Origin of the sequence: Pandoraea communis (assembly GCF_902459745.1) — a bacterium.
Lineage (GTDB): Bacteria > Pseudomonadota > Gammaproteobacteria > Burkholderiales > Burkholderiaceae > Pandoraea > Pandoraea communis.
This window is the reverse complement of record NZ_CABPSJ010000007.1, coordinates 142,780-161,383: the sequence shown is the minus strand read 5'-3', so window position 1 is coordinate 161,383 and position 18,604 is coordinate 142,780. Positions and strand designations below refer to the sequence as shown.

At 63.4% G+C, this 18,604-nt stretch carries 15 protein-coding genes; 11 read left to right on the top strand and 4 right to left on the bottom strand.

Annotated elements, in window-relative coordinates; genetic code table 11:
- Positions 1-212: 212 nt before the first annotated feature.
- From PCO31110_RS22295 to PCO31110_RS22285, 3 genes are read left to right on the top strand one after another with little or no spacing between them, the layout of a single operon-like run.
- Positions 213-872, top strand: a complete 660-nt coding sequence (locus PCO31110_RS22295) for a response regulator transcription factor (RefSeq protein ID WP_010807889.1) — start codon at positions 213-215, stop codon at positions 870-872.
- Positions 869-2,230 (top strand): sensor histidine kinase, encoded by a 1,362-nt coding sequence (locus tag PCO31110_RS22290; protein WP_150691403.1) that lies wholly within the window; start codon positions 869-871, stop codon positions 2,228-2,230. Before PCO31110_RS22295 ends, PCO31110_RS22290 begins: the two co-directional genes overlap by 4 nt.
- Before the next feature lie 60 nt (positions 2,231-2,290).
- Positions 2,291-4,006, top strand: coding sequence for a glycosyltransferase family 39 protein (locus PCO31110_RS22285; protein WP_150691402.1), 1,716 nt, complete (start codon positions 2,291-2,293; stop codon positions 4,004-4,006).
- A gap of 83 nt (positions 4,007-4,089) precedes the next feature.
- On the opposite strand, the gene PCO31110_RS22280 is transcribed toward PCO31110_RS22285, so the two are convergent.
- Positions 4,090-4,920 carry a family 1 encapsulin nanocompartment shell protein gene (locus tag PCO31110_RS22280; RefSeq protein WP_010807886.1) on the bottom strand — a complete coding sequence of 277 codons (831 nt, stop codon included), beginning with the start codon at positions 4,918-4,920 and terminating at the stop codon, positions 4,090-4,092.
- Positions 4,917-6,035, bottom strand: coding sequence for a Dyp-type peroxidase (locus PCO31110_RS22275; RefSeq protein ID WP_150691401.1), 1,119 nt, complete (start codon positions 6,033-6,035; stop codon positions 4,917-4,919). Before PCO31110_RS22275 ends, PCO31110_RS22280 begins: the two co-directional genes overlap by 4 nt.
- Positions 6,036-6,382: 347 nt before the next feature.
- On the opposite strand from PCO31110_RS22275, the gene PCO31110_RS22270 reads away from it, so the two are divergent.
- From PCO31110_RS22270 to PCO31110_RS22250, 5 genes are read left to right on the top strand one after another with little or no spacing between them, the layout of a single operon-like run.
- Positions 6,383-9,634: an efflux RND transporter permease subunit gene (locus tag PCO31110_RS22270; RefSeq protein ID WP_246189936.1), complete on the top strand. Its 3,252-nt coding sequence runs from the start codon at positions 6,383-6,385 to the stop codon at positions 9,632-9,634.
- A 57-nt stretch (positions 9,635-9,691) separates the two neighbouring features.
- Positions 9,692-10,939, top strand: a complete 1,248-nt coding sequence (locus PCO31110_RS22265) for an efflux RND transporter periplasmic adaptor subunit (protein WP_150691400.1) — start codon at positions 9,692-9,694, stop codon at positions 10,937-10,939.
- Complete coding sequence (locus PCO31110_RS22260; protein WP_246189935.1) at positions 10,936-12,405, top strand: efflux transporter outer membrane subunit; 1,470 nt, start codon at positions 10,936-10,938, stop codon at positions 12,403-12,405. Before PCO31110_RS22265 ends, PCO31110_RS22260 begins: the two co-directional genes overlap by 4 nt.
- Before the next feature lie 9 nt (positions 12,406-12,414).
- Positions 12,415-13,089 carry a heavy metal response regulator transcription factor gene (locus PCO31110_RS22255; protein WP_150584897.1) on the top strand — a complete coding sequence of 225 codons (675 nt, stop codon included), beginning with the start codon at positions 12,415-12,417 and terminating at the stop codon, positions 13,087-13,089.
- Positions 13,090-13,110: 21 nt separating this feature from the next.
- Entirely contained in the window at positions 13,111-14,574 is a 1,464-nt protein-coding gene (locus PCO31110_RS22250; RefSeq protein ID WP_010807880.1) for a heavy metal sensor histidine kinase, read from the top strand.
- Here PCO31110_RS22250 and PCO31110_RS22245 read toward each other — a convergent pair.
- Together PCO31110_RS22245 and PCO31110_RS22240 are read right to left on the bottom strand one after the other, a co-directional pair.
- Positions 14,562-15,134 (bottom strand): hypothetical protein, encoded by a 573-nt coding sequence (locus PCO31110_RS22245; protein ID WP_150691399.1) that lies wholly within the window; start codon positions 15,132-15,134, stop codon positions 14,562-14,564. The genes PCO31110_RS22250 and PCO31110_RS22245 overlap by 13 nt on opposite strands.
- A 129-nt stretch (positions 15,135-15,263) precedes the next feature.
- A complete protein-coding gene (locus PCO31110_RS22240; protein ID WP_144265692.1) occupies positions 15,264-15,875 on the bottom strand; it encodes a copper-binding protein in 612 nt (203 codons plus the stop codon).
- A gap of 532 nt (positions 15,876-16,407) precedes the next feature.
- On the opposite strand from PCO31110_RS22240, the gene arfB reads away from it, so the two are divergent.
- From arfB to PCO31110_RS22225, 3 genes are all read left to right on the top strand, one after another.
- Positions 16,408-16,824 carry an alternative ribosome rescue aminoacyl-tRNA hydrolase ArfB gene (gene arfB, locus PCO31110_RS22235; RefSeq protein WP_010807877.1) on the top strand — a complete coding sequence of 139 codons (417 nt, stop codon included), beginning with the start codon at positions 16,408-16,410 and terminating at the stop codon, positions 16,822-16,824.
- Between the two features lie 114 nt (positions 16,825-16,938).
- Entirely contained in the window at positions 16,939-17,235 is a 297-nt protein-coding gene (locus tag PCO31110_RS22230) for a helix-turn-helix transcriptional regulator (protein WP_010807876.1), read from the top strand.
- Positions 17,236-17,256: 21 nt separating this feature from the next.
- Complete coding sequence (locus PCO31110_RS22225) at positions 17,257-18,558, top strand: type II toxin-antitoxin system HipA family toxin (RefSeq protein WP_036661244.1); 1,302 nt, start codon at positions 17,257-17,259, stop codon at positions 18,556-18,558.
- Positions 18,559-18,604: the final 46 nt, after the last annotated feature.

The following is an 18,604-nucleotide window of genomic DNA, read 5'->3' as shown; positions in this document are numbered from 1 at the left end:
ATCAGGCACCTATTTTTCGCGCCACATGAAAAAACCTTGCTAAGTCGTTGATTCACAGCGGCTTTCCATGGCATAGTCGCGCGGACACACATCGTCGCAAACTAAGTTTCTCCTAAGTTTCGCGCGCTATCGTGCGCCCGTGCCATCCTTTGTGACTGGCAGGGTATTGGGCGGGCGCCTTTGCGGCCACGCCGGAGAACGTTTGGAAAACCATGCGGATATTGCTCGTAGAAGACGACACCATGATTGGCGAGGCCATGATGCAGGCGCTCAAGGACGCCTCGTATGCAGCCGACTGGTGCCGTGACGGCGACGCCGCACTAGCGGCACTCGCCGCTCACGCCTACGACCTCATGCTGCTCGACCTCGGCCTGCCGGGACGAGACGGCTGGGAGGTGCTGCGTGCCCACCGCGGTGCTGGCGGGCGCACACCGATCATCGTCGTGACGGCCCGCGATGGGGCCGAAGACATTATTCAGGGTCTCGATCTCGGGGCGGACGACTTCGTCGTCAAGCCTTTTGAAGTCGGTGAACTACTTGCACGCATGCGCGCGGTGATCCGCAGACAGGCGGGCGTGGCGGTACCGGTGCTGACCAATGGCGCGCTCTCGCTCGATCCCGCCACCCATCAGGCGACCTACGGTGAGAACAGTTGCGTGCTCTCGGCGCGCGAATACGCCCTGCTGCATGCGCTGATGCTGCGCCCCGGCACGATCCTCTCGCGCGATGCGCTGGAACATCGTCTGTACGGCTGGGGCGAAGAGATCGAGAGCAATATGATCGACTTCCTGATCCACTCGATTCGCAAGAAGCTCGGCGCGGACGTCATCCGCAATATCCGTGGCGCAGGCTGGCTGGTGCCGAAGGCATGATGCGCTCGCTTCAGTCCCGGCTGGTGGTTACGCTCTCGGCCTGCGCGCTGGGATTGGCCATCGTCGCGGGCTTCGTTTCCTACTGGGCGGCCTTTCGCGAGGCCTACCGCTTTCAGGACGACCAACTGCTGCAACTCGCTGCACTCGTGGATACGCGCAATCTGGCCGCCGCCGACAGCGCCATGCACGGCCTGCCGATTCAGGATCACGACTACCGCCTCACGGTTCAGCGCCTGGGCGGCACCTTTCCGGTCACGCTGGCGGACGGCTTTCACACGCTCAGCACAGGCGAGCACACATGGCGCGCGTTCGTGCGCACCATTGCCCCGGAACTTCGCATCGTCGTCGCCCAGCCGACGGAAGGCCGCAACGAGATCGCCCGTAACAGCGGGCTACGCACCGCACTGCCCTTCGTCGGCTTCGTACCGCTGTTGATCGGCGCCATCGTCGTGACAGTGCGTCGGGCGTGGCGGCCGGTGCAGCGGCTTGCCGACGAGATCGACACCCGGCGCGATACCGATTTGCATGCCCTCGATACCCAAGGAGCGCCAACGGAAATCGAACCGTTCATCATATCGATCAACCGTTTGCTGGCCAGACTGGCCAAGGCGCTCGACGAGCAGCGCCGGTTCGTCGCCGACGCGGCCCACGAATTGCGCTCGCCCGTGACGGCATTGGTGATTCAATCCGAGAACCTCGATCGGGCGCTCGCCCCGGCAGACCTGGATACCGAAACACGGAATCGCTTCACCAAGCTCAAGAGCGGCTTGCAACGCACGCGCACGCTGATCGAACAGTTGCTGACCCTCGCCAGAGCGCAGAGCGCGCCGACAGTGGCGGCAACGCCGCTCGCGCTGCTGCCCGCCGTGCATGAAGCCCTAGAAGATGTGTTCGTACTGGCCGATCGCAAACAGATCGTGCTCGATCTGGTCGATGCGTCCTCGAGCGTCCCCGGTCGCTCCGGCTTGCGCGTGACGGGATCGAAACGCGATATCGTCACGCTGTTGAGTAATATTGTCGGCAACGCCGTGCGTTATACGCCTGCGGGCGGCACCGTGTCAGTACGCGTGTCGGCCACTGGCGCCGACGTGGCTATCGATGTGATCGACTCGGGCCCAGGGATCGACGCCGACAAGCGCGAGCGAGTGTTCGACGCGTTTTACCGGGCGAGCGAGCAACGCGAATCCCGAGAACATGGCGGCGAAGGCACCGGACTGGGTCTGGCCATCGTCCGGGCGATCGTCGACCGCCTCGGCGGCCAGGTCACCCTGAAGGATGCTAGCCTGACACCGCCACGCGGCCTTCACGTCCGCGTCACGCTGCCCAACCCCGACGCCAGACCTGACACCAGCGCCTGACCGTCCTTCGCCAGATTCATCACTCTCACCCTATTCATCAAGACCGGAAGCCTCGCATTCATGTCCACACGCCCTCAACGTGACGCCGAGTTGGAACCCTGGCCGATCTCTCCCGCCGCCCTGCTGTGGCTGCTTGCCGTGTTCGCCCTGGTTTGGTTTGGCGTATTGAACCTGCGCCATCTGATCCCGAGCGACGAAGGCCGCTACGCCGAGATGGCGCGCGAAATGCTGGCCACAGGCGACTGGGTCACGCCGCGCTACAACGGCTATTTGTACTTCGAGAAACCCCCGCTTCAGACATGGATGAACGCGCTGACGTTCATGATCTTCGGTCTCGGCGACTGGCAGGCACGCCTGTGGACAGCGCTGACCGGTTTCGGCGGCGTGCTGCTCGTCGGGTACACCGGGCGGCGCGTGTTCGGCGCGCGCGCGGGCTTCTTCGCCGCGTTGACGCTGGCAAGCGCCCCGCTGTGGAGCCTGCTCGGTCATTTCAACGTGCTCGACATGGGCCTGTCGTTCATGATGACGCTCGTGCTGTGCTCGCTGCTGCTCGCACAACGTCCCGGCCTGACCGACACGCAAACCCGCAACTGGATGTGGCTGTGCTGGGCAGCGATGGGCCTGTCGATTCTGAGCAAAGGGCTGATCGGCGTGGTGTTGCCCGGTGCCGTGCTCGTGATCTACACGCTGATTTCACGCGACTGGGCATTGTGGAAGCGCCTGCACATCGTGAGCGGGCTGATCGTGCTGCTCGCCGTGACGGTGCCGTGGTTCGCTGCCGTGATGGCACGTAACCCGTCGTTCTTCGATTTCTTTTTCATCAACGAACACTTCAACCGCTTCCTGAAACCGGATCATCATCGCCCCGGCGCACTCTGGTATTTCGTGCCGGTGCTGATTGTCGGTTTCCTGCCGTGGCTGTCGATGATCCCGCGCGCCTTTTCTGCCGTGCGTGCCGTCCCCCGTCAGGCCAACGGCTTCCGGCCGGTGCTGATGACCACGGTCTGGGCCGTCTTCATCTTCTGCTTCTTCTCCCTGTCGCACTCGAAGCTCATTTCGTACGTGCTGCCGATCGTGCCTGCCATCGCGCTACTCATCGGGCTGGGCATTGCGAGCCTCTCGCGCGAGTCGCTGCGCAAGCATCTCATCGTGTCCGCCGCATTGTTCGTCGCGACGATCGTTACCTGCCTGGTCTTCCTGTCGCATCACTCGGATAGCCGTAATCCGGTGGAAGCCTACCGCGCGTTCTCGTACTATCTGTACGCGGCGAGCTTCGTCGGGCTGATCGGCATCGGTATCACCCGCTGGCTGAGCCAGCGCAGCACGAAACAGGCGCTCATCGCGTTTGCAGGCACGTGGCTGGCCTTCACGATGATCGGCGGCACGGGACACGAAGCCTTCGGACGCGCGAGTTCAGGGATCGATCTGGTGCCGGCGGTACGCGCGGAAATGGATCGTCTCGGACCGGACACGCCGTTCTACTCGGTCGGCACGCTCGATCACACGATGCCCTACTACCTGCGTCAGCCCATGACGATGGTGGCGGTGCAGGACGAACTGGAGTTCGGCATCTCGCAAGCGCCGGATAGCTGGATCCCGACGCTCGATAAGTTCGCCGAAGTCTGGGTTGCCGCCCCCAAGGCGCTTGCGCTGGTCGATCCGGAAAAGTTCACGGTGCTCGAAACGCTCGGCCTGCCGATGAAGGTCATCGCCCGCGACGACCGTCGCGTCATCATCGAGAAGCCGACGGCCGGACCGTCTCCCGCCGCCAACTGACGCGGCAGCATCCATGAAAAAACGGCTGGTGGCAATGTCTTGCCCTCAGCCGTTTTTCTTTTCCCGTCAGGGACTTGTACGACTTACTTCGACTTCTTCTTGCCGTCTGCCGGCTTGGCCGGACCGACCGAAACACCCGCTTCGGCGGTCAGCATCAGGAAGGTGAAGGTCTCTTCGAGGTACAGACGAACCGTAGTCGCCGTGTGGTCGAGGTAGCCGATCGAGACGTCCTGACCGATATGCATCTCGTAGTCGCCGCCGCGAGTGGAGAGGATGCAGCCACCGTCGATGGCAGGCGCCCAGATGATCTCGCCGCTCACGATGTGCCCGATGTGCTCGAGAATCGGATAGCCCTGGTCGTTCGCCTCGGTCACCGCCGTGTAGGCGTCGGCGCCCAGCAGCACGCTGTACGGACCGTCGACCCCCTCAAGGCGCAATTGCTCCAGCGCCTTGGCAATGACGGTCGGGTAATCGGCGATGTTGGCAGGCAGCGGTAACACCGGATTCGAGGTGCCTTCGCGCACGCCCGTGATGTGCGCCGCCTTGTAGCCATCGAAAATCGCGCGATCTTCTGCATAGGCCAGCTTGATGGCGGCATCCTTGGCGGGTTGCCAGTCGGAGTCGTTGGCGCCGCGCTCGACATCGTCGATCGCCTCACGCGACAGCTCGAACGGCACACGCAGCGCTACGAGCGGCATCACTTCACGCTGACGAGCCCCCACGCCGTCGAACGGCGCGTCGATCGCCTTCTGATGACCGGTGCCAACACCGGCGAGCGCCAGACCACCCGGTCCCTTGACGTCGACCACACGACGGCCGGCAACCGTACGCTTGAACGTGCGGGCCACCTCTTCTTCGATTTGCGCCCACGCGGCGCTCGAAATGGGGGCCAGTTCGCGATGCAGGTTATTCATGCCTGAGAAACTCCTTTAAGCGATCCGATTTGCAGCGAGCCCTCTGCGGGGGCAGCGCTGGGTGAGGTGAGAGACGATACCGTGGCATCGACAACCGGCGTGGCCGTCGACGTCGCATCGATCAGGGTCTTGATCGCCGCCGCCCCGGCGGCGGCCACCGGCGCCTCGCGCTCGGCGAGCGCTTCGAGCAGCGGTGCCGACGGCACGAAGAACAGTCCGCCGGTCACGGCGCGGCTGTAGTCGAGCAGACGATCGTAGTTACCGGGCGGACGCCCCACAAACATGTTCTCGAGCATCTGCTCGATCGGTGCCGGGGAGCGGGCATAGCCGATGAAGTAGGTGCCGAACTCGGCCGAACCGGGGCGGCCGAACGGCATGTTGTCACGCAGAATCTTGATTTCCTTGCCGTCTTCCTCGAGCGTGGTCAGCGCGCTGTGCGACCAACTGGGCTTCACGCCCTCGTCGAGTTCGACGTCGGAGAGCTTGGTGCGACCGATGATGCGCTCCTGCGCCTCGACCGGCAACGCGTTCCAGCCCGTCATGTCATGCAGATACTTCTGCACGAGCACGTAGCTGCCGCCTGCAAATTCGGGGTCTTCGTCGCCCATCACGGTGAACTCGAGCGCCTCGTCGCCCTCCGGGTTCTCGGTGCCGTCGACGAAGCCGACCATGCTGCGCATGTCGAAATAGCGGAAGCCATGGACCTCGTCGACGACGCTTACGGCGTCGCCCAGCTTACCCAGCATGAGCGTCGCGAGATCGAAGCACAGATCCATCTGCTCGGCGCGGATGTGCAACAGCAGATCGCCGGGCGTGGCCGGGGCATGTCGCTTGCCCGAGCCGAACTCACGGAACGGATGCAGTTCAGCCGGACGCGGGCCGCCGAACAGGCGATCCCATGCGTTGTCGCTGAAGCCGACTACACACGACAAATTGCCGGACGGCACACGCTTGCCGACCGAGCGGGCATAGGCGGCAGCATCGGCGCACCAGTCGCGCACGCGCGCGTGCGCGGCTTCGTCATCCCGCACGGTAGCCACGAGAAAAATAGCGCTTCGGGTAACGGTGCCCGAGACGGGCTGAGGTTCTGGGGGAGACGTCGGACGTTCGGTCATTGCTTTCCTGCGTGGGGCTGAGGTTCTCGACGTCGCTGACCTCAACCTCGGCGGGAACGGCAGGCCATAGGCTATCGGGCGGCGACTTTTGGTGTGTCAACTTTATAACGCAACACGCCGTAATATGCCACTCCCGTCGCCGAACGGGCGAGCAAAGCCTTATACGGTGCGGCTTTGCGGCGAATTTCACCGATTATGGCAATTCCGCCATTTTGGCGTCATTTTGGCGTTGGGCGTGCGCCCCTACCATGGCGGCGTTCCTTCCGATACCAGTACCGCACGGTGGTGCGCGTGCCGGACGGCCCCCTCTCCGTACGCCTGCGATTGCGCCCGAGCGCGTCTGAATCATGTGGATTGTCAACGTTGCGCTCAAGCGGCCATACACGTTCATCGTGATGGCCATTCTGATCCTGCTCGCCACGCCGCTCGCGCTCATGCGCACGCCGGTCGACGTGCTGCCGGAAATCAATATCCCGGTGATCAGCGTCATCTGGACTTACAACGGTCTGTCCGCACAGGACATTGCCGACCGGATGATCTCCGGTAACGAACGCGGGCTGACGACGACCGTCAACAACATCGAGCACATCGAGTCGCAATCGTTGCCGGGCATCGGCATCATCAAGATTTTCCTGCAGCCCACGGCCAACATCCAGACCGCCATCGCTCAGGTCGTTGCGGTCGAACAGGCGCAGGTCAAGCAGATGCCGCCGGGGGCGACGCCGCCGCTCGTCATCAGCTACTCGGCCTCGTCGATCCCGGTGATGCAGCTCGGTCTGTCGAGCCCGAGTCTGTCGGAGCCGGCGCTCAACGACACGGCGCTCAACTTCCTGCGCCCGCAACTGGTCACGATCCCCGGCGCTGCCGTGCCCTATCCGTATGGCGGCAAGACACGACTGATTTCGGTGGATATCGATACGCGTGCCCTGCTCGCCAAGGGATTGACAGCGCAGGACGTCGTCGCCGCCGTCAACGCCCAGAACCTGATCTTGCCGACCGGTACGGCGAAGATCGGCCCGCGCGAGTACACGGTCGACATGAATGGTTCTCCCCCGACGGTCGAGGGGCTGAACAGCATCCCGGTGCGCACTGTCGGCGGCGCCACCACCTATTTGCGTGAAGTCGCACACGTGCGCACGGGCTTCTCGCCGCAGACCAACATCGTGCGTCAGAACGGCCAGCGCGGCGTGCTGATGTCGATCATGAAGACGGGCGACGCCTCCACGCTGTCTGTGGTCGACTCGCTCAAAGCGATACTGCCCGAGGCACGTGCCGCGCTACCGCCGGATCTGCATATCTCGGCGCTGTTCGATCAGTCGGTCTTCGTGAAGGCCGCCGTGCAAGGCGTGATTCACGAGGCGTTGATCGCTGCTGCGCTTACGGCGGCCATGATTTTGCTGTTCCTCGGCAACTGGCGCAGCACCTGCATCATCGCCATCTCGATTCCGCTCTCGATCCTCTCGTCGCTGCTCGCGCTGCATGCGTTGGGCCAGACGATCAACATCATGACGCTCGGCGGGCTGGCGCTCGCGGTGGGTATTCTGGTCGACGACGCGACCGTAACCATCGAGAACATCGAGCGCCATCTGCACATGGGAACCCCGTTGCACGAGGCGATTCTCGACGGCGCAGGCGAAATCGCCGTCCCCGCACTCGTCTCGACGCTGTGTATCTGTATCGTGTTCGTGCCAATGTTCTTCCTGACGGGCGTGGCGCGTTACCTGTTCGTACCGCTCGCCGAGGCGGTCGTGTTCGCGATGCTGGCGTCGTACATCCTCTCGCGCACGCTGGTGCCCACGCTCGCCATGCTGCTCATGGGCCATGCCCATCAGGCCGACCCGAATGCGAAGCCCGGTGCGTTGCGCCGCATCTACCTGCGCTTCGACGCCGGCTTCGAGCGCATGCGCGCCGCCTACATCGTCGTGCTCTCGATGTTGCTCGTACGCCGGCGCGTCTTCGCCACCGGCTTCCTGGCCTTCTGCGTACTGTCGATGGGGCTGGTGTTCGCCCTGGGCGCAGACTTCTTCCCGACAGTGGACGCGGGCGACATCCGCATGCACATGCGCGCGCCCACCGGAACGCGCATCGAGGAAACGGCGCGTCTGGCCGATGAAGTCGAGAAGGTCGTGCGCGAGGTGGTACCCGCCAACGAACTCGAGACGATACTCGACAACCTCGGCCTGCCTTACAGCGGCATCAACCTGTCGTACAGCAATGCCGGCACCATCGGCACGCTCGACGGCGAGATTCAAATCGCACTGAGCCCGGATCATCATCCCAGCGCGAGTTACGTCGACAAACTGCGCGCCGTGCTGCCGCAGCGCTTCCCCGGCGTGGAGTTCTTCTTCCAGCCCGCTGACATCGTCACGCAGATTCTCAACTTTGGCCTGCCTGCCGCTATCGACATCCAGATCAGCGGCAACCAGCAACTGGCGAACTTCGATGTCGCCACGAAGCTGCTCAAACAGGTGCGGCAAGTGCCAGGCACTGTCGACACGCATATCCAGCAACGGGTGAACGCCCCAACGCTGCACCTGAACATGGATCGCACGCGTTTGCAGCAATTGAATCTGAACGCCAACGCGGTCGCCCAGAACGTGCTGATTTCGCTCTCGGGCAGTTCGCAAACGTCGCCGGGCTTCTGGTTCAACAACCAGAACGGCGTGGAGTACAGCCTGTCGGTGCAATCGCCGCAGTACCGCATCAGTTCCATCGACGACCTGCTGCGCCTGCCGGTGGCAGGCACCGCCAACAACGGTCAACCGCAACTGCTTGCCAACTTCGTGAAGGTCGAGCCGAAGCAACAGTTCGCCGTGGTCAGTCACTACAACATCCGCCCGGTGATCGACATCTTCGTGAGCGTGGAAGGCCGGGATCTGGGCAGCGTGGCAGGCGACATCGACAAGCTCGTCGCGCAAGCCCGCAAGGATTTGCCGCGTGGCAGCCAGATCACCGTGCGCGGTCAGGTCAGCACGATGCAAAGCTCCTACCTCGGGCTGGGCGTCGGCGTGGCGATGGCCATCGTGCTGGTCTATCTGCTGATCGTCGTGAACTTCCAGTCGTGGGTCGACCCGCTCATCATTGTGAGCGCCCTGCCCGCCGCACTCGCGGGCATCGTCTGGATGCTCTTCCTCTCCGGTACACGGCTCTCGGTGCCTGCGCTCACGGGGGCCATCATGACGATGGGCGTGGCGACGGCCAACAGCATTCTTGTGGTGGCGTTTGCACGGCAACGTATGGAAGCCGGCATGGCGCCGCTCAAGGCCGCGCTCGAAGCGGGCGCGAGCCGGATTCGTCCGGTGTTGATGACCGCGCTCGCGATGATTATCGGCATGGTGCCGATGGCACTCGGATTGGGCGAAGGCGCCGAGCAGAACGCGCCGCTGGGCCGCGCGGTGATCGGCGGGCTGCTGTTTGCCACGGTCTCGACGCTGTTCTTCGTGCCACTGGTTTTCGCCGGCATCCACACACGGCTCGCGCAGAGACAGGCACGCAGGGCCGAACAGGATGCCACCCGGCGTGAGCGCCCGGCTGGGCATTCGCCGCCCCCCCCCATTCCGAAGGACAACGACGGCGACGGCGGCAATGGCAACGCATGACACGCCGCGACCGGCTTTCCCCCACACCAGATACCAAGTCTTGACGGGTTGAACGACATGACCGAGAAACATCACGCCGAACTGGCCATTCCCGAGCACGATCCCGCCAACGGCCGGCAGTTGCCGCCGCGCCGCGGCGAATTCCGGCGCGCAAAGCTCATGCTGATCGTGGTGGCCGTACTGCTGGTCGCGGGCGCGGCGCGCACGACCCTTTCCAACGCACTCCAACGCCGCGAAGTCGCCAGCGCAACGGCCGAGAATGCCCGGCAGTATGTGAGTGTCGTCATGCCGCAGGTCACCCAAGCGAGCGAAACCCTGCTGCCCGCCACGTTGCGCGGCGCGGTCGAGTCGCCCATCTACGCGCGGGCGACCGGCTATCTGCTGCATCGCTATGTCGACATCGGTGCCCGCGTGAAGCAAGGTCAGTTACTGGCCGATCTCGATACCCCGGAAATCGATCAGGAACTCGCACAGGCCGTTGCGCAGCGCAACCAGATCAGCGCAAGCCTGGGCCTCGCCAAATCGTCGCTCGAACGCTGGCAGCAACTGCGTCAGCGCGACGCCGTCTCTCAGCAAGAACTCGACGAGCGTCAGAGTACCTACACGCAGGGCATCGCCAATCTGGCGGCGGCCGATGCCAATGTCAAACGACTTCAGCAACTCGAATCGTTCAAGCGGATCGTCGCGCCCTTCGACGGCGTGATCACGCAGCGCAATGTCGACGTCGGCGACCTGATCGATGCGGGCAGCGGGAACAGCCGTGCGCTGTTCTCGCTCGCGCAGACGGACCCGCTGCGCGTATACGTTCAGGTGCCGCAGGCTTACGCACAAGGCGTGAACGTGGGGCAGCCCGTCGTGGTGACACAGGCCGAACTGCCCGGCGAGCACTTCCAGGGCAAGATCACGCACGTGTCCGGCGCAATCGACGTGGCAACCCGCTCGCTGCAAATCGAAGCCGCCCTGCCGAATCCAGACGGCAAGCTGCGCCCGGGCGCCTACGTGCAACTGGCGCTGCCCAGCGCCGTACAGGCGCATCTGAGCGTGCCATCCAATGCGCTGCTGTTCCGTGCAGAAGGCCCCCGCGTGGCGGTCGTGGACGATCAGGGCGTCGTTCATCTTCATAAGATCGTCATCGCGCAGGATCTCGGACAGGCGCTGGAACTGGCCGATGGGGTGTCGGCAACCGACCGCGTCATCGTCAACCCGAGCGACTCGATCGACGACGGCGACCATGTGCTGGCCAAGGCTCTCGAGATCAAGGGCGGCGCCAAGGCGGGCGGCAAGCCGCAAGGAGCCCAGTCGTGAACACGTCCGTGCGCAACGCGCGTCTCGGCGCAACGCTGCTCGCCGTCACCGCACTGCTCGGGGCCTGCGCCGTCGGCCCGGACTATCGCCGCCCCGAAGTCTCGACCCCGCCCGGCTGGAAGACCGACGGATACTGGCGGCTCGCGCAACCGTCGCACGCGCCATTGCAGCCCGATTGGTGGAAGGGGTTCCAGGCGCCCGCGCTCGACGCGCTTGAAACGCAGGCGCTCGCACAGAACCAGACACTTGCTGCTGCCGTAGCGCATTACGATCAGGCGCAAGCGACGCTGTCCGGCATCTCGGCCCAACGGCTTCCGGAAGTCGATGCGTCGTTCGGTCTGGCCCGTCAGCGCATCTCGGCAAACCGTCCGGTCACGAGCTACTCGTCGTCCAGCATGTCCACCGTGCAGAACAACGTGCAGGCCGGCCTCGGCGTGAGCTACGACACCGACCTGTTCGGCCGCATCCGCCGTCAGGTCGAAGGCGCACGCGCCTCTGCCGAACAGGCCGCCGACGATCTGGCCAACGCTCGCCTGGTGCTCACGACACAACTCGCCACCGCCTATTTCCAGTTGCGCACCCTCGACGCCGAAATCCGGGTGCTCGATGAATCGGTCACGCTGCAACAAAAGGCACTCGACTACGTGAGCGCACAGCATGATCTCGGCGCCGTTTCGGGTCTGGATGTTCTCCAGCAACAATCGGAACTCGACACCACCCGAGTGCAGGCGCGCCTGCTGCATCAACAACGCGACCAATACGAGCATGCGATTGCCGCGCTCGTCGGGATGCCCGCCCCCGCGTTCTCGGTGCCGGCCGGTGCGTTGTCGGGCACGCTGCCGCCGATTCCGCTCGGCGTGCCGAGCGATATCCTGCAACGCCGTCCGGATGTGGCGTCGGCCGAGCGCGGCATGGCGGCCGCGAATGCACAGATCGGGGTGGCCAAGGCCGCATTCTTCCCCAGTCTGACGCTCAACCCCGGCATTGGCTGGCAAAGCACGGAATTCGCCAACTTGCTGTCTGCGCCGAGTCTGCTGTGGACCGTGGGCACGCTCGCAACGCAAGCGATCTTCGATGGCGGACGGCGTCAAGCCGGCGTCGACTTCGCGAGTGCGGGATACCGTGCCGTGGAAGCAAACTACCGGCAGACGGTGCTCACCGCGTTCCAGCAGGTGCAAGACGGCGTAGCCGGTTTGTCGGTGCTCGACGCGGCCGCGCGCGAATCGCATGCGGCGGTCGTCGACGGCCAGCGGCTCCTGAGTCTGGCCAACGACCGCTATTCGGGGGGACTCACGGCGTACCTGAGTGTCATCACGGCGCAGCAAGGGCTGCTGGCGAGCGAGCGGCAGGACGTTCAGATTCGCGGCCAGCAACTCGTCTTGTCGGTCGCACTGGTGAAGGCGCTGGGCGGCGGCTGGCTACCGCCATCGGACACATCCTCTGACTCGTATAATGCGCAAAGATGAGGTGGCGACATGAAAGTACTGATCGTTGAAGACGAACACAAGGTAGTGGACTATCTGCGCGCCGGGCTGACCGAGCAAGGCTGGGTGGTCGACGTAGCGCTCGATGGCGAGGAAGGCACGCATCTGGCGCTGGAGTTCGACTACGACGTGATCGTGCTCGATGTCATGCTGCCCAAGCGTGACGGTTTCGCCGTGCTCGGCTCGCTGCGCGAGCGCAAGTCGACACCCGTCATCATGCTCACGGCCCGCGATCATGTGAACGACCGCGTGCGCGGCCTGCGCGAGGGCGCAGACGACTATCTGACCAAGCCCTTTTCGTTCATTGAGCTGGTGGAGCGTCTGCACGCCCTCGCCCGCCGCACGCGCGTACAGGAGTCGACGCTGATTTCGGTCGGCGACCTATACGTCGACCTGATCGGCCGCCGGGCCACACGCGACGGTCAGCGGCTCGACCTCACCGCCAAGGAATTTCAGTTGCTCTCGGTGCTTGCTCGCCGGCAGGGCGACATCCTGTCCAAGACCGCCATCACCGAGCTGGTCTGGGACGTCAATTTCGACAGCCACACGAACGTTGTCGAGACCGCCATCAAGCGGCTGCGCGCCAAGCTCGACGGGCCGTTCCATACCAAGCTGCTGCACACGGTGCGCGGCATGGGCTATGTGCTTGAGGTGCGCGAGGCCTGAGCGCCGCGCGTGAGCGTCGTCATGACACATTCGATCTCCCGCCGCCTCGCCGCCATGTTCGCCGTTGTGGCGCTGTCGGTGTTCGCGCTGGTAGGCGCCGCCCTTTACCTGATGCTGCGCGTGCAACTGGAGCGGCATCTGCGCGAGTCGCTCGACGACCGCGCACAGATCGCCCACATCATCGTCTATCACGGCGGCACACCGGAGAAGTGGCAGATTGCTCGCGAAAAACTCAGCGACATGACACCGCGCGACGGCACCACGACCTACGCCGTGACGAGCGACGACCCGAAATACACGTTCGGCACGCCGGTGAGCGGCATGTTCGTCAAACGCCTGTCCAACGGCTACGTGCGGTTAACACCCGACAGCGGCGGCGACGACATGCTGACCACACGCGAAATCCTGCCGCCCTATGGCTCGCGGCCGGCCGTCGCCCTGCAGGTTGCCGCCAGCTATTCGCCGAACGAACGCACGCTGCGCGCCTTCGGCCTGGGCCTCGCGGCGCTCTCCGCCCTCGGCAGTCTTGGCGTGCTGCTGCTTAGCTATTCCGTAACGCGTCTGGGCCTGGCGCCACTCACGCGGCTCACACGAGAAGCCTCCGAAATCAGCCCCGACAACCGATCGCAGCGGCTCGATACACGCTCGTTGCCTGTCGAACTCGACGATTTGACGCACTCGTTCAATGGCGCGCTGGCCCGGCTCGACAGCGCGTATGAGCGGCTGGAGTCGTTCAATGCCGACGTGGCGCACGAGCTGCGTACACCGGTAACCATCCTGATCGGGCAAACGGAGGTGGCGCTCACGCGCGAGCGACCCGTTGAGGATTTGCGCGCGTTACTGCAATCGAATCTGGAAGAGTTGGGCCGCATGCGCACGATCATCAACGACATGCTGTTCCTCTCGCGCGCCGATCAGGGTGAGCGCGCGACAGGGCTCACGGCCGTGTCGCTCTCCAGTGAAGCTGTGCACACGCTGGAGTTTCTGGAGATTCCGCTGGAAGAAGCCCATGCGACGGCCCGTCTGCATGGCAGCGCCGTCGCGCACGTGAACAAGGCGCTGTTCGGGCGCGCGCTGGCCAATCTGGTGATGAACGCCGTCGAGCATTGTGCGTCAGGCGCCAATATCGACGTCCGGATCTCGTCCAAAGCGGATGACGCCCGTCAGGTGAACATCGAAGTCACCAACCCCGGCAGGCCAATTTCGCCCGACGTGCTGCGGCACTTGTTCGATCGCTTCTACCGGGCAGAGCCGTCGCGCACGAACAGCCGCGAGAATCATGGATTGGGGCTGGCCATCGTCAAGGCGATTGCCGAAATGCACGGCGGCACCGTCTGGGCCCGCAGCAAAGATGGACTCAACACATTCGGTTTCTCGGTGTCCACCGGCCGGAAAGCCGGCACACCCCCCTTCGATGCCGAACCGTCTCAGAGCCACGACGGCGCAACGGCACCGTCGTCTTCCTTCGTGCGTCAGACGCCCTGACGCCCTTGAGCCCCGACAACTTGCTGAATGGCTTGGGGCGCGAAAACCGTCAGCGCTTCGCGCGCATACGCCGCCGCGACGGTCATCTGTGCAAGACGTGCACGCAGCTCGAGATTCTCACGCTCGAGATCCTGCACTCGCCGCATGGCGTCTGCAGCATCGGTCACGGCATCGGTGGCCGGATTGTGAGCCCCCGGTATCGTGTGGAACAACGTCAAGGCACTCGCCAGATTCTGTTCAAGCTTCTGTGCCCACGCAGACTGGCCGGCTGACAGCAGTGATCCAAGCGACGGGACGGCCGGCACTTCGTACACCGCCCGGGCACGTACGATGGCTTTCTGCACCGTACTGGCACTCGGGCGACGTGTGACACCCGCCTGCGCAATGAAGCGCAGGTATGTCTGCGCGCCATAAATGCGGTGTGTGACTTTCCATGCCTCTACGAAAAATGCATCGAGAAAGGCGGGATTGTCGTGAGGATGAGCCGCGTCGGCATCCCGCGCAGCCGCGAGCAAGGCAGCGTAGGTTGCATCGTCGAACTTCAAGGCGGAACGTGCCATCGCGATCTCCGGTTGCTTGCCGTATCCGGCGGGCGGCGCGTGCCGACGCGCCATGACTGGCGACGTCGGCAACGCTGCGGTCAAGGCGACAGCGGACGCATCGTGCGTCAGACAATCCCCTTGTTCAACTCAGGGCTTCGGTGCCGGCGCAGGAACCGGCGGCACCCACTTACGCTTGGCAGCCGGATCCTGCGTGACGGCGATCGCAACTGCCTCGGTGTAGTTCACCGTGACGGAATCGCCGACCTTCACGCCTTCGAGCAACTTCGGATCGCTGACAGCAATGTCGACGGTGCGCGACGGTCCACGCAGCGTCACGACATTTGAATTGCGGTCGATACGCTGGACGGTAGCGACGACTTTCAGGTTTCGTGCGGCGTCGGCCGCCGGACGCTGTCCCAGTGCGGCACGATCGGCCGCTTCCGTGACAACCCGGCTGCGAATGCCGTCGCCCGGTGCGACGGAAATGGCCACAGAACGCTCATACGCCACAACTACCTTGTCGCCCTTGCGCATCTGATCGAAGTTGCGCACCTCCGGCCCGACCACTAAAGTCACAGGCTTGCCGTGGTCGTCGGCCACTTGAATAGTGCGGTTCTTGGCGTCGACGCCGAGCAACGTCGTACCGAATTCGACTATGCCACCCTTCACGATCGGCGCCGGTCGCGCCGCATCCTGCGCATGCGCCACCGTACCAAGCGACAACAGTCCGGCAAGAATCATGGCTTGCGTAAGCTTCATGGTGAATCCCTTTGTTATCGACGAATGCGATTCCTGCATCAGGATCGCAATTAGTTAATTATCCAAAGAAACACGTCGGTCCCGACATGGCTCGGTAAAAACCCGAATGTTTCGGGTTGGATAGTAACAAAATATTTCAAATTGCAATGTAATTATGAGTTACATATCAGGCGTCGGCGTCGTCATACACTATTCAAATGCGCCTTGAGAATTTCCTTATGACACCTCTGATTGCCCTATCCATGGGAAAGAAAAGCCGCGTGTCTTGATGTAGATCAACCATTTTCCCGGCTCGACGCTGAAATAGAATCGCCTCATCGCCAAAGGACGACACAAGTTGTTACGAAATTACTCAGGATATTCAAGTAATTCTTAATCCGTTCGGATGAGGCGTATGCAAATCGACGATTTGCATTCCGAATCACTATCCGGCTACCGATGGGACGTGGGTCTGATGGCGTCGGACGCGCCTTCCGGCGCCCTGGGTCGGGCGCGCTTGTAGGCTGGACGGCGAGAACGTTATCCTTGTCGCATGAACCGTCGCATTCTTATCGCCCCCGAAGACATCGAACTCACCGCCATGCGCGCGCAGGGTGCCGGTGGTCAGAACGTCAACAAAGTTTCCAGCGCCATCCATCTCCGCTTCGATGTGATGCGCTCGTCGTTGCCTGACGATGTCAAATTCCGCCTGCTCTCCCGGCCGGATCACCGCATCACTCAGGACGGCATCGTCGTCATCAAGGCACAGCAACATCGGTCACAGGAACTCAACCGGGCCGATGCACTTGCGCGCCTGCAAGCGCTGGTCGATGCTGCAGCCGTCCCGCCTCGCCGCCGCGTTCCGACCCGCCCCACCCTCGGCAGCCAGATGCGCCGCCGGGATGCCAAGCAGGGCCGCTCTCGCGTCAAGGCGTCACGAGGGAAGATCTTCTCCGGTCGCGAAGATTAGAGATAAGTACAATTATCTTTTTTTCACAAAAGCTAATTTTCATTAGCTTTTCATGGAAAATTGCCTGGCGAGATGCTAAGATAAAGCATCATTTTCCGATAAAAGCACATCATTATGAGCTTCATGGAATCGCTGGTGGCGGCACGCAAGGAAGCCGCCATGACGCAAGCGGAGCTGGCCGATCGCGCCGGGCTGTCTCGCATGACGGTACAAAAAATGGAGTCCGGCGCACTCGACCCGCGCATGTCGACCGTGCTGGAAACAGCGCGCGCCCTCGGACTCGAGCCCATGCTCGTGCCGGCCAGTTTGCGGCAGGAAGTCGAGTCGTTTCTTCGCTCCGGCGGTAAATACCTCGCGCAACCCAGCGGTGTTTCCGCCCCGCCCTCCATCGTCGAGACGCTCGCCCGCTAAACCGCCCAGGCCCCCGGATCTCTGTCCATGAACATCAAATATCTGCGCGCCTATCTGCACATGCCCGACGGGACGCGTCGCGCCATCGGCTATCTCTCGCAATACGGTGACATTCTGCGCATGTCGTTCGACGAGGATTACATCGCCGATGCCCGGCGTCCGGTGCTCTCGCTGGCCTATCGCGGCGCCAACGAGGCCGCGACACGGGAGATTCTCGCGTCGCCGCAAGATGCTCGTCTGGTGCGCACCGACGGCCGCTGGCCGGTCTATTTCGAGAATCTGCTGCCGGAAGGCCATAACCGCGAACGCCTCGCCGCCGAGCGCCGTTGCAGCCCGGACGACGAGTTCGAGCTGCTCGCCGCGGCCGGTCACGATTTGATGGGCGCGCTCGAAGTCGAACCCGTGCCGGCACGAGAAGGCGTTCCGGACGTTGTCCACCGCTGGCACACGGCCCTTGGTCTCGAAATGGTGGAGCCGGGTTTCGTCGACACACCGGTGGAAGACGCTGCCTCGCTGCCCGGCGTGGTCACCAAGTTCTCCGCCATTCGTGACGGCCGGCGCTATATCGTCAAACGCCAGGGACGCGCGGGCTCGGTCATTCTCAAGCTGCCGACCACACGTCACCCGGATCTGGTCGAAAACGAATTCACGGGCTATCGGCTATGCGAAGCCCTCGATCTGGATTGCGCGAAGGCAGAGATCATCTCGCGACGCGATGCCGACTTGCCTGAGCAGGTGCCGTTCGAACATATCCTCGCCGTCCCCCGCTTCGACCGTCTGCCCAACGGACGCCGCGTGCACATGGAGGAATTCGCACAAGTGCTGCAATACCCACCGCGCAGCAAGTACGGGCGCGGGCTCGATACCGACTACACGACCATGCTGCGAGTGCTCGACCAACTGTCCGGCGAGCCGGTGCGCGACGTGCGCGAGTTCCTGCGCCGCCTGATCGCTTTCATCCTGCTCGGCAATACCGACGCCCACCTCAAGAACTGGGCGCTGACCTATCCCGACGCCCATACGCCGCAATTGGCGCCGGTGTACGACCCGGTGTGCGTCGCCGCCTTCTTCCTCGATGTCCCCGAATCGCACTACGGGGTGAACCGGGCCATCGACAAAACACTGCGCGCCTTCGACTGGAACGCCCTGGAAGGTTTGCTCCGGGGCGCCGGACTCCTTCGCGTCAGCCGGTTGACGACCATCGCACGGGAGACCGTCCGCGAGGCGCAGGCCAAGTGGCCTGCGCTGCTCGGCGAAGCACCGAAAGCCGTGCGCGCCACCGTGCTTGAACGCCTGAACGGCGGTGTCGCCCTCACAGCCTGAATTCCACCCGCACCTGGCGCGCCTCTCCACAGAAAATATTACCCGG

Coding starts and splice junctions, on each gene's coding strand:
- PCO31110_RS22280 (WP_010807886.1), bottom strand. CDS start 4,920: ATGAATAACCTGCATCGCGAACTGGCCCCCATTTCGAGCGCCGCGTGG.
- PCO31110_RS22285 (WP_150691402.1), top strand. CDS start 2,291: ATGTCCACACGCCCTCAACGTGACGCCGAGTTGGAACCCTGGCCGATC.
- PCO31110_RS22295 (WP_010807889.1), top strand. CDS start 213: ATGCGGATATTGCTCGTAGAAGACGACACCATGATTGGCGAGGCCATG.
- PCO31110_RS22255 (WP_150584897.1), top strand. CDS start 12,415: ATGAAAGTACTGATCGTTGAAGACGAACACAAGGTAGTGGACTATCTG.
- PCO31110_RS22290 (WP_150691403.1), top strand. CDS start 869: ATGATGCGCTCGCTTCAGTCCCGGCTGGTGGTTACGCTCTCGGCCTGC.
- PCO31110_RS22245 (WP_150691399.1), bottom strand. CDS start 15,134: ATGGCACGTTCCGCCTTGAAGTTCGACGATGCAACCTACGCTGCCTTG.
- PCO31110_RS22265 (WP_150691400.1), top strand. CDS start 9,692: ATGACCGAGAAACATCACGCCGAACTGGCCATTCCCGAGCACGATCCC.
- PCO31110_RS22240 (WP_144265692.1), bottom strand. CDS start 15,875: ATGAAGCTTACGCAAGCCATGATTCTTGCCGGACTGTTGTCGCTTGGT.
- PCO31110_RS22250 (WP_010807880.1), top strand. CDS start 13,111: ATGACACATTCGATCTCCCGCCGCCTCGCCGCCATGTTCGCCGTTGTG.
- PCO31110_RS22275 (WP_150691401.1), bottom strand. CDS start 6,035: ATGACCGAACGTCCGACGTCTCCCCCAGAACCTCAGCCCGTCTCGGGC.
- PCO31110_RS22270 (WP_246189936.1), top strand. CDS start 6,383: ATGTGGATTGTCAACGTTGCGCTCAAGCGGCCATACACGTTCATCGTG.
- arfB (WP_010807877.1), top strand. CDS start 16,408: ATGAACCGTCGCATTCTTATCGCCCCCGAAGACATCGAACTCACCGCC.
- PCO31110_RS22230 (WP_010807876.1), top strand. CDS start 16,939: ATGAGCTTCATGGAATCGCTGGTGGCGGCACGCAAGGAAGCCGCCATG.